The sequence below is a fragment of the Mycoplasma sp. CB776 genome, assembly GCF_054343395.1.
Genome location: NZ_JBTGVD010000031.1, coordinates 1 through 11,044, shown reverse-complemented (window position 1 = coordinate 11,044; position 11,044 = coordinate 1). Strand labels below are relative to the sequence as shown.

General features: G+C 27.6%; 12 protein-coding genes. 1 reads left to right on the top strand and 11 read right to left on the bottom strand.

Annotated features, from left to right (window positions below):
* Positions 1 to 93 precede the first annotated feature (93 nt).
* The 9 genes from ACXX86_RS03850 to ACXX86_RS03810 all read right to left on the bottom strand — a co-directional run bounded on the left by ACXX86_RS03850 (position 94) and on the right by ACXX86_RS03810 (position 8,228).
* Positions 94 to 483: a PTS-dependent dihydroxyacetone kinase phosphotransferase subunit DhaM gene (locus tag ACXX86_RS03850; protein WP_436359200.1), complete on the bottom strand. Its 390-nt coding sequence runs from the start codon at positions 481 to 483 to the stop codon at positions 94 to 96.
* A complete protein-coding gene (gene dhaL / locus ACXX86_RS03845; RefSeq protein ID WP_458560427.1) occupies positions 483 to 1,094 on the bottom strand; it encodes a dihydroxyacetone kinase subunit DhaL in 612 nt (203 codons plus the stop codon). Before dhaL ends, ACXX86_RS03850 begins: the two co-directional genes overlap by 1 nt.
* Positions 1,085 to 2,068: a dihydroxyacetone kinase subunit DhaK gene (dhaK, locus tag ACXX86_RS03840; protein ID WP_436359203.1), complete on the bottom strand. Its 984-nt coding sequence runs from the start codon at positions 2,066 to 2,068 to the stop codon at positions 1,085 to 1,087. The genes dhaL and dhaK overlap by 10 nt, the downstream gene beginning before the upstream one ends.
* 50 nt (positions 2,069 to 2,118) lie before the next feature.
* Positions 2,119 to 2,877 carry an MIP/aquaporin family protein gene (locus ACXX86_RS03835; protein WP_458560428.1) on the bottom strand — a complete coding sequence of 253 codons (759 nt, stop codon included), beginning with the start codon at positions 2,875 to 2,877 and terminating at the stop codon, positions 2,119 to 2,121.
* A gap of 10 nt (positions 2,878 to 2,887) precedes the next feature.
* Positions 2,888 to 4,405 (bottom strand): glycerol kinase GlpK, encoded by a 1,518-nt coding sequence (gene glpK, locus ACXX86_RS03830; protein ID WP_458561171.1) that lies wholly within the window; start codon positions 4,403 to 4,405, stop codon positions 2,888 to 2,890.
* An 8-nt stretch (positions 4,406 to 4,413) separates the two neighbouring features.
* A complete protein-coding gene (locus ACXX86_RS03825; protein ID WP_458561170.1) occupies positions 4,414 to 5,145 on the bottom strand; it encodes a glycerophosphodiester phosphodiesterase family protein in 732 nt (243 codons plus the stop codon).
* The gene (locus tag ACXX86_RS03820) at positions 5,138 to 6,529 is read right to left on the bottom strand and encodes an MFS transporter (RefSeq protein ID WP_458561169.1); all 1,392 of its coding nucleotides are present in this window, start codon (positions 6,527 to 6,529) and stop codon (positions 5,138 to 5,140) included. The genes ACXX86_RS03825 and ACXX86_RS03820 overlap by 8 nt, the downstream gene beginning before the upstream one ends.
* Before the next feature lie 16 nt (positions 6,530 to 6,545).
* Positions 6,546 to 7,703 carry a type 2 glycerol-3-phosphate oxidase gene (gene glpO, locus ACXX86_RS03815; protein WP_458561168.1) on the bottom strand — a complete coding sequence of 386 codons (1,158 nt, stop codon included), beginning with the start codon at positions 7,701 to 7,703 and terminating at the stop codon, positions 6,546 to 6,548.
* 231 nt (positions 7,704 to 7,934) lie between these two features.
* Positions 7,935 to 8,228: an HU family DNA-binding protein gene (locus ACXX86_RS03810; protein WP_436358342.1), complete on the bottom strand. Its 294-nt coding sequence runs from the start codon at positions 8,226 to 8,228 to the stop codon at positions 7,935 to 7,937.
* Positions 8,229 to 9,352: 1,124 nt separating this feature from the next.
* Here ACXX86_RS03810 and ACXX86_RS03805 point away from each other — a divergent pair.
* Positions 9,353 to 9,847 (top strand): hypothetical protein, encoded by a 495-nt coding sequence (locus ACXX86_RS03805; protein WP_458561167.1) that lies wholly within the window; start codon positions 9,353 to 9,355, stop codon positions 9,845 to 9,847.
* A gap of 273 nt (positions 9,848 to 10,120) precedes the next feature.
* Here ACXX86_RS03805 and ACXX86_RS03800 read toward each other — a convergent pair whose 3' ends face one another.
* Together ACXX86_RS03800 and ACXX86_RS03795 are read right to left on the bottom strand one after the other, a co-directional pair.
* Positions 10,121 to 10,444: a hypothetical protein gene (locus ACXX86_RS03800; protein WP_436358345.1), complete on the bottom strand. Its 324-nt coding sequence runs from the start codon at positions 10,442 to 10,444 to the stop codon at positions 10,121 to 10,123.
* Positions 10,445 to 10,527: 83 nt separating this feature from the next.
* The coding region (locus tag ACXX86_RS03795) for a hypothetical protein (protein ID WP_458561166.1) at positions 10,528 to 11,044 on the bottom strand (517 nt) is incomplete at its 5' end.

Below are 11,044 nucleotides of genomic sequence, written 5' to 3'. Positions count from 1 at the left end.
TTATTATTTTCATATCGCTAAAAAAAGGACATTTTGATTAATAATTTACATAAAAATAGAAAAACCCACTATAAAGTGGGCTTAAAAGTAAGATTATTTTACAATTTGTTCTTCACTTGCTGATACTACGGAGTCAAAATTCGCTCCAGAGTTTGCAAGCACATAAGCAGAGAAACAATTTTCAACAATAGAACCGTGAGAAACGTGAATTTGTTTGTCACTTACCATACTGATAATTGCTTGTGCACTTAAAGTAGCTGAACCTAAATCAGAAAATATTACTACTTCTTTGATATCGTTGTTTGCTTCGATGATTTCAAGTAGTTTTAAAGGTTCAGTTCCTAAATCTTTTCCATCATTAATTCCACCTAATGCTTCTATTTTAATATTATTTTCATCAATAGGAAGCATTTTAGTTAAGTATTCTTTAATTGTTTGTGCTAATTTATTGTAATGAGAAATAATAATAAATAATTTCTTCATTATAATCCTTTAATTAAGTTTTTAATAATAATATAACTTGAATAAGAACCTGGATCAATTGTGCCAGATGATCTTTCTTTTAAGTATGATGCTCTTCCTTTGGTTGCAACTAAATCTTTAGTATTTTGCACTAAAGAATAAACATAATCAATTGTTGAATCAAATTCATTTGCATCTAATGTTTCTTTTGAAGCTAAATAAGTTTCAAGTGGTTTTCAAACATCATACATTGTTTTTTCATTTAAAGTTACTTTTCCAAGCATTTCAAGTGATTTTGTAAAACTGGAAACTAAAATTTTAAATTCGCTAAATGTAAAAGTTTCATGTCCTTTTAATGCATTAGCAGAATTCATAAATGCCATTCCATATAAAGGACCAGAAGCACCTCCTACTTTTGACATTAGTGATCTTCCAACTAAAGTTAAATATGTAGGTAAATCTACTTGTTCAAAATGAATGTTAGAAACTTCAGTAAAACCTCTAACCATATTAAATCCATGATCACCATCACCAATAGTTTGATCTAAAGTAGAAATATAATCTTCATTTTCTTTTAACTCTTTGGCAATGTTTTTCATTGCATCAGTTAAATTAGAATAACTTATTTTCAACTTTTCACCTCTGTTGGTTCATCTAATAATGATTTAAGCTCATCATCTAGTTTTAGTAAAGAAATTGAAAATCCTTGCATTTCAAGTGAAGTCATAAAATTTCCAACATGAGAACTATAAATAGAAACATTTTTAGTTGCTAAATAATCATGAATATCGTTAGTTGCTATAAATAATTCCATTTCAGGTGTTCCACCTAAACCGTTCACCATTAAAGCAACTTCTGAGTTTTTATAATCATAATCTTTTAAAATTAAATCTAACATTTCTTTAACAATTTCTTTTGATGATTTAATTTTTTCTCTTTTAATTCCTGGTTCACCATGAATTCCAAGACCAAATTCAATTTCATCTGCTGCTAATGAAAATGATTCTTTTCCTGTTGTTGGAATATAAATAGAGTTTAAAGAAATTCCAAATGATCTAACATTTTGAATTACTTTTTGTGCTACTCTTTTTACTTCTTGTAATGAAGCTCCTTTTTGAGCTAATGCTCCTGCAATTTTGTGTACAAATACTGTTCCAGCGATCCCTCTTCTTCCAATAGTTCAAGTGGAATTTTCTACTGCAACATCATCATCAACTAATACAGTTTCTACATTTTTACCATTTGCTTGAGCTAGTTGTTGTGCTATTTCAAAGTTTAGTTTGTCTCCTGTGTAATTTTTAATAATTAATAAAGTACCATTTTTTGAATCTAAAGCATTTATTGCTGCTTCAACTTGATCTGGTGTAGGAGAGGTAAATACTTCTCCTGCAACAGCAGCACTAAGCATACCATTACCTACAAATCCCATATGTGCTGGTTCATGTCCTGAACCACCACCTGAAATTAAAGCAACATTATTTTTATTAAATTCAGTATTGTAAATAACATTAAAGTTTTCAACCTTTTTAACTTTTTTGTTAGTTTTTACAATCCCATTAATCATTTCTAAAACTATATCTTCTTTTTTATTTAATATTTTTTTCATATAATAAATTCCTTTATTGATTAATTATTTTATTTTTTATAAGTTGGTAATTAAGCTGCAACTGGAATTAAAGCTAAAGCACCAATAATTGCACCAGCTAATGAAGGAGCAACAACTGGAATTCATGAGTATGATCAGTTTCCTCCAACATGTTCGCTTTTTCTATTTGCTAATAATGTTTTTTCCATTAAAGCATAAACCATTCTTGGACCTAAATCCCTTGCTGGGTTAATTGCATAACCTGTTGATGAACCAAGTGAAGCACCAATTGCTACAACAATTAATGTTACTGGAACTGGACCAAGTGATGCTAATCCTATTTTATTTCCACCTTTACCAAATGCTAATACTAATCCAACAAGTAATAATGTTCCTACTAATTCATAAGAGAAGTTAAAAATAGTTGCTTTTTCTTTATTTGCAAAAGCAGGTCCTGTACAGTGTACTCCTCTTAATGTAGCTAAATCTGTTTCTTGAATGTGTTTTCAATTAATGAAGTTTAAAAGCATTTGTCCTGTCATTGCACCTAAAATTTGCACAGGAATATATGTTAAAATTAATGGATCACTTAACTTGCTACTTACAGCAACAAAAAATGTGACTGCTGGATTTAAATGAGCTGATCCACCAAGAGATAATGAAACTATTACCCCTGCAAATACAGCTAAACCTCATCCTAAAATGATAACGATCCATTTTCCAGATTGGTTCGCAAACATTCTCTTCATGGAAACGCTGTATCCAACACCGTTACCAAGAAGAATTAGAACTAAAGTTCCTAAAAATTCTGATAAAATATCTAATCTCATTGTTTTTCTCCTATTCTATATCTTTTGTTCAGTTTAAAGTTTTTTTAACAGCTGTATCTCAACCTTTGATTAAAGCATCAATTTCATTTTGTGCTAATTGTGGTTTAAATACTTTGTCAATTTTGTTTATTTTTTTGATTTCTTCTAGATCTTTTCAGTAACCAACAGCTAATCCAGCTAGATATGAAGCACCTAAAGCTGTTGTTTCGATATTTGAAGGTCTTTCTACTTTTAAATTAGAAATTGAAGATTGGAATTGCATTAAGTAATTTGAATTTGATGCTCCTCCATCTACTTTTAATAAAATAATTGGTTTTTCTAAATCTTTTTCCATTGCTTTAATTAAATCGTTTGATTGGTAAGCAATCGCATCAAGAGTTGCTTTAATTAAGTGTTCTCTTTTGGTTCCTCTTTCTAAACCAAAAATAGCACCTCTTGAATATGAATCTCAATAAGGAGCTCCAAGTCCTGTAAATGATGGAACCATATATACTCTTTGATCATCATTTACAAGTGAAGCAAAGAAGTCTGATTCTGCTGAGTTATATAAAATTCTTAGTGAATCTCTTAGTCATTGAATTGCTGCTCCAGCGATAAACACTGAACCTTCAAGAGCATAGACTGTTTTGTTGTCTCCTAGTTTTCAAGCAATTGTGGTTAGTAATTTATTTTTACTTTTAACTGGAGTGTGCCCTGTATTTACAAGTGTAAAACATCCTGTTCCGTAAGTATTTTTAACCATTCCTACTTCTGTACATAATTGTCCAAAGAGAGCTGACTGTTGATCTCCTGCAACTCCAGTGATTGGAACTTGTCCTTTAGCTTTGTTAGATCAATGATGAGGACTTACAACTCCATAGTGTCCGGATGAAGATTTTACTTCTGGTAAAATTTCTTTTGGAATTTCAAGTAAATCTAAAATTTCTTGATCTCAGTCTAAAGTATGAATGTTAAATAACATAGTTCTTGAAGCGTTAGAAACGTCAGTTGCATGAACTTTACCATCGGTTAATTTTCACATTAATCAAGTGTCAATTGTTCCTGCAAGTAATTTTCCTTCTTTTAATTTTGTTTTTGCTTCTTCTACATTTTTAAGAATTCAACGAATTTTTGTTCCACTAAAATATGGGTTAATAATTAATCCAGTTTTATCACTAAAGAAGTCTGATAATCCTTTTTCAATTAATGTTTCACAATAATCTGTTGTTCTTCTATCTTGTCACACAATCGCGTTATATACAGGTAAACCTGTTTCTTTATCTCATAAAACAACTGTTTCCCTTTGGTTTGTAATCCCTAAAGCGACAATATCGTGGGATTTAATTTTTGCTTTGTGTTTTGCACTTTGCATTGTTGAAAGTTGTGTATTTCAAATTTCTAATGGGTCGTGTTCCACTCAACCAGATTTAGGGAAGTATTGTGTAAATTCACTTTGACTACTTGCTTTAATATTTCCATTATGGTCTACCACTAGTGTTCTACAGGAAGTGGTACCTGAATCTAATGTGATAATAAATTTATCTTTCATTTTTCTCCTTATTTGTTTTTTTCAAATTTATAATTACTAATTTGAGCATAAACAATTTTATCGTTTAAATATTCGTTGTATTTTTTTTGATCTTTAAGAGTTCATAACATTAAAGGCATGTTAATTTTTTGATAACGTTTTTTATCTTTATCATATAAAACCGTTCAAGGATTTAAGAATTGACACACTTGTTTCATTTCATCTATAGAAACTGATTGGAATTGAGTTTCTGTTCAAAATAGAAATCCAAGTTGATATTTTGAACTTAACTTGTGCATATTTCTAAGCGTTTGAAAGTTAAAAGATGAAAAAACTATTTTTTGAAAATATGCTTGTCCATATTTGTTTGCAAGTTTGTGTAATTCTTCTTCTATTCCTTTATATTCTTTTTGATCAGTTTTAATTTCAACATTAATAATTTTAAATAAATTTAAGTATTTATCTAAAAATTCTTCTAATGTGAGTATTGTTTGTTTTCTTGTACTTTTTTTAAAAAAGAGGCTGTGATCATCTTTTTTAAGTTCTTCCAAAGTACAAAATTCAATTTCTTTTTTAGTTAATGCTGTTCTGTTTGTCGTTTCATCATGGATAATAACTAATTTTTTATCTTTAGTTAAATGAACATCAAGTTCAACACCATCAAAATTGAATTGATAAGCCATTTCAAAGGCTAATTCGGTATTTTCTGGGGCAATTGCAGAGTATCCTCTGTGTCCTAAAATTAATTGTTTGTTATGCATTTTCTAATGTTCTCCATCTGTAGTTTGTTTTACCTAATTTTTTAAGTTCAATTGTGTTAGCAATATGCACAGCAAGTCCTGCAAGTAGTCCAAGAAGTGCGATTGCCAATGTAATAACTAAAATAATTTGGTAGCCTTGTATTGAAGTATTATCTGCTCCTGTTGGTGTGTAATATTTACCAACTGCTCCTGTAATTTGGTATAGTCAAGCATCTGTTGAAAAACCAATAAAAGAAAGAACAGCAACACTTGAAGCATAAGAATTTTTTTCTAAGTGAATTTCACCAATTTGAGCATATCTTAAAGTAACCATTGCTCATGAAAGAATTCCTGCTAATAGATAGAGAATTGAACTGAAAACAATTACTCAAACATTTGCTGATTTTGGAACAAAACCAAGTAAGATTATTGCTCCAAGTAGAATAATTCCAATTCCTGTAACAATAATTAAGAAAAGAACATATGATCTAAATTTATCAGCTCATCTTCCTATAAAGGTGGAAACTAATGTTCTTAATCCATAAGTTCTAATTCCTCCTAAAATAGTCACAAGAATCGCTGGTGCTAAGTATCCATTTTGCATTAATTGAATTAAATAGTAAGCAAAAACACTTTGAAATGTATACATACCCATTACAAAAATTGATAATGCTCATAATTTTCAATTTTTTAATGCTTTAAAAACAGAAATTATACTTTTTTTCAATCTAGCTCATGAAGCTTTTTCTGTATCTTTATCTTGTTTTTTCTCTGGAACAAGAATTAGTACAAAGATTGATGTAGCAACTAAAAAGGTTGCAATTAAGAAAGCATAAACAGCAAAAGGTATTGCACTTCCATTTGCTCTTGGAACTCATACATTAGTAACTAATAGTCCTAATAGAAATACAAAGAATAAACCGATAATTCCGTTTGCTGTTCCTTGAATTCCATATGCTAAGCCTTGATTTTCTTTTGTTGTTTGTTGTGAAACAAGTTTTCATAAAGGTGTTCAGAATACAAGAGTAGAACTAACACCTCATAACGCTCAAATTATTGAATATTGAATAAATAATGAATTTGGATTTAAACTTTTTGAATTTCAAATTGTAGCTCCAAATCATAAAGTTATTGCTCCTGTTGAAAAGACAGCGATAGACAACAACCATCTTGAACTGAACTTATTGGCTAAAAAACCGCCAGGAAGTTGAGTAATTAGTGTTACATAACCAATAATTGATGTTAAAGTAGCAACTTGATCTTCTTTAATGTTTAAGTATTCGTGTAAGTTTGGAATGATGTTTTTAATATAGTATGGTGCTGCTATTACAAAAACATCAGAAGCTGCTAAAATTATTAAGGCAATAATTTGTCTTCAGGTTAAACCTTTTAATTTAGCTAACATTTTGCCCTCCTAAAATTTAAAATCTAACTGTATATTTAGGATTAAAGTTTTCTTTTTTAGTTAATTTTAGTCCTGATTCTTCAACTAATTTTGCAATTTCAATAGCAATTGCAGGTGCTGAGGCAATAGCTGGTGATTGCATTCCAGCTGCGTTAATAAATTTTTTGTTATCTTTAGCAGATCTAATAACAAAATCGTTTGTTTCTACATCAATAGGTCTTGAACCTGCTAAAGTCATAATTGTTTTTTCAAGTCTAATTGAAGGAATAATTTCTTTTCCAATTTCTCCAATATAGTCAAATTTTGCTTTTGTAACAAGTCTTGTTTCTTCTTTTGGTACACCTTCTTCAGCAGTAGGTCCCACTAAAACATGTCCATCAAGCATTGGTGCAACAATAACACCTTTTCCGTGAATTGTAGGAACTTTAAAACAAATTGAGTTTACTATTCCACCTTCACTACGTGCTAAAATTCTGTATTCTCCACGTCTTGTTGTTTGTTTAAAGTCGCCATATCCTGCTTTTTGTGCAAGGACATCTGCATAGTGACCAGCAGCATTAATTACAACTTTTGAATGTAATTTTTCGCCACTTTTTAAAGTGATTTCAAATTCATCATTTACATATTTAATATCTGTAACTTCAGAATTGTTTTTTAATGTTGTACCATTTTGTTCGCTTGCTCCAAGAAAAGCATATGTCGCTCTTACTGGATCAATTGCTCATGAACTTGTGCATAAAAGTGCTCCATGAACTTTTGGATTAACATTTGGTTCTTTTTTTAGTACTTCTTCTTTAGAAAGCACTTTTAAAAATTCTTTTGGAACTTTATTTGTTAAACCTCTATCATATAACATATGTACATGCTTCATTTCTTCTTCATTAAAAGCTAAAATTAATGAATCAACTTGTGCTCTTGGAAAATCTAAATCTTTAAAAATTTTCTCTCTTCATAACTGATTTCCAAGAACATTTAGTTTAGCTTCGATTTTTCCTGGATCAGGATCAAAACCACCATGTATTGCACCTGAGTTTCCTCTGGAAGTTTCATCTGCAAATACTGGATTTTTTTCTAATAATAGATTTTTCATATTATATTGAGACAACTCATAAGCAATCGAAGCACCTATGATTCCCCCACCTATAATAATTACATCGTATTTTTCGTTTTTCACAATACCACCTCCCAATTTTTGTGGTAATAATATTATATATAAAAATTGATAAAAATTCAAATTTTTCTTTTATTTGTTCAAAAAATATTATTTAGAATGAACAAATAATTTTTTTATTTGAAAATTACTTAAAAAAATGGGCAAAATAAGTGTTTTTGATTTTTTGATAAAAATAAAAAACATAAACCATAAATACAGTTTATGCTTATTTAATAAATATATTGATATATTTTATGATTTAAAGTCTACTAAATCACGTAAATATTTTGATGGTTTGTATTTAATTGCTCTTTTTTGTGGAACAACTTGTTCTTCACCTGTAAAACTATTTACAATTTTTCTTTGTGATCTAACAACAGTAGAGAAGATTCCAAAATCAGCTAATGTAACTTTTTCTTCTGCTAATAATTGTTCTTTTAAAACAAATAACATTGTTTCTAAAATATGATCTAGTTGTTTTGGACTAACTTTTAAATTTTCATCTAATCTATCAACTACATCGTTTATAAATTCTTTTTTTGTCATATTTTCCTTTAATTTGCTTTATTTTATAAAATTTAAATATATATAATTTTATACTAAAAATATATTTTTATAGATATTTTTATAAAAATATTAATAATTAGTTATTCTAATTTTATACAAAAATTAAAAATATATCAAATTTTTATTGTTTTTTTATTAAAACAAAAACAATTTGCTATACTTCTTTTTGTTAATATAAAGTTTATTTTTAAATTTAAATAATGCTTTAAAGATAATGTTTTTTATTTAAAAAAATTTTCTACAAAAAAATTGAACACATTGCAAAAAAGTGCTATAATAATAGTATAAATACATTTTCACAATCCTAATTAATTAAGATTAACTTAATTAATGAAAAAAACTCCATTCGGCCAAAATGGAGTTTTTATATAAGGTTGTGGAAAATGTATTAACTTTTTTTTATAATTTAATTAATACTAAAATTATAATCAACAAGATTAAAATTCTTTCCATTTTTTACCCTTATTTTAAATACATTTTTCACCTCCTTCTGTGACTAAAATATTAGTCACATTTTAATATTACCACAGAATTTATTTTGTTACGAAAATACGGAAAAAATTGGGATTTTTGATTTATTTTTCCTAAAATTTTTTCCATTTTAACTAAAATTAATTTATAAATATTATGATTATTTTTTATCTCTTTATTTTCAATGAAGAATAACCTTTTTTCAGCATTTAAGAATTAAAACTTAGTTATAATATATGGTTTACTTTTGCATTAGAAACAAAAATATTTTAATTATCATTATATATCACTAAATAGGATATTTTGATTAATAATTTGCAAATTTTTATAAAAATTTCAGAAAAAGTGCTATACTATAATCAATAAGATTAAAATTCTTTCCACTTTTTTAACTAAGTGGAATAACTTTCTCGATGATATCATTGAGAAAGTTTTTTAATTTTAAATTAAAGGACTTTCATCTTTTTTAATTTTTTTGAAATTAATTAAATGCTGTCAATTTCATAATTTAACATACTCATTAAGGATTTTTAATAAATTTTCAATATAGTCTAAAGTCCGTTATTTCTTTCAATGTGTTTTTCATTTTCTCTCCTTTTTACTTTATTATTTTAGTTTATAATTGTTTTATTATGAAAATATTAAAAAATAATTATGTTATTACTGGACTTTTTGCGTTGGCAGTTTCTATTTGTTTAATAATTCCTCTAATATTACTTAATGTTCCGAAAACGGAATTATGATATGGAAATAATCCAGATGTTCTTAAACTAGATTACACTTCAGAAAAACATCCATACATAGCAACTAATGAAAACATTAAATATATACTTAATGAAGAAATATATAAAAAAATAGAGAAATTTATAAAAGAAAGTAAAGAAAATAACTCAATCATTAGGGATAGATATGGAAATCAAGTATTCACCAACATTGACTACTCTTTACTAGAAGATATTTTAAGAAATAAAGGTAGTGTAGAAGTGCTAAATGCTTTTAAAATTGTAATGACTAATAACTTTATAACAATTAACGCAGTGCTTGGTACTTTTCTTGCAATTTCAGGTTCTATTACCATTATTAGTCCTTTATTGTTATTTAAAAATTATAAGTTTGTTAGAAAGTAGTTTGTGCTACTTTTTTTATTTTTACTATTTTTCTATTATTAAGGAAAGGTAAGGTTTCTTTGTTATTTGCTCTAATTGGGGTATTGAAATAATTTTAAAGTGCCCGTAAGGTAATGAACTTACCAGTTTTCCTTTTGTCTCTGTTATTGGTATTGAGTATGTTGTTTTTGTATCATATTTTACATTCTTCCAACTCTTCTTGTCGATTTGGTCTCTATATTTAAAAACTAACTGCTCTTCGCTATTGTCGAATAAGGGGTTAATTTTATAATCTTAAAAATTATTAGTTATTACAATATTTAAGTCAAAATTAACAGCAACATACATACTTATAATGGAGTCGAACTTCTCATACCCTACTTGCTTAAATAAGGTAGGTAATAATTCCATTGTTTTTTGTCTTTCTTGGTCACCTATACCTGCTAGGAGCATTACTTCTATTAGTCTTTTTTCATCAAAATCTAACTTTCTTTTATATAAACTAGAACTTTCTATTTCTTTCATTACTTTAAGCATTTTCTCGTTTGCTGCTTTTTGTCATAAATAGTTCAGTCCTTCTTGCTCTAATTTTTCTTGTCAATTGTCTTCTGCAGTCATATATTTAGAATTATCTACTAAATATTTATAAGTCTCTACTGCTTCGTTATATAGTCATTTATATAATTGTTCTGTGTTCTTTTTTATTTTTCTCCTTGTTCTGTTTCTAATAAAATATATAAATCACCAAAATTAACTGAAATATACATTTCTATAATAGGTTGAATATCGTTTGTTTCTGCTGCTTCAATTAATGCTGGTAATAATTCCATTGTTTTTTGTTGAAGGCTTGGGCACCCAAGTCCTCCTAGCATCATTAGTTTTATTGTTTGTTTATGATTTCAATTAAGTCATTTATAAAAACTAATTTTTTCTATTTCTTTCATTATTTTAATCATTTTCTCGTTTGCTGCTTTTGGTCATAAATAGTCAACCTCATTTAAAGCACTATTTACTTTTTTTTCTCAATTTTCTTCTGCAACTACTTTATTTTCTCTTATTAAACGTCTATAATTACCAATTGCTCTTTCTAATAAGACTTCGTTTAATTTTCATATGTTCATTTTTATTTCTCTCTTTCTATAATTTCTTAAATCTTTCAAAATAGGAACCTTTAATGGACAATCTGATGATGGTAGAACAGAAGAACAATATGAAACA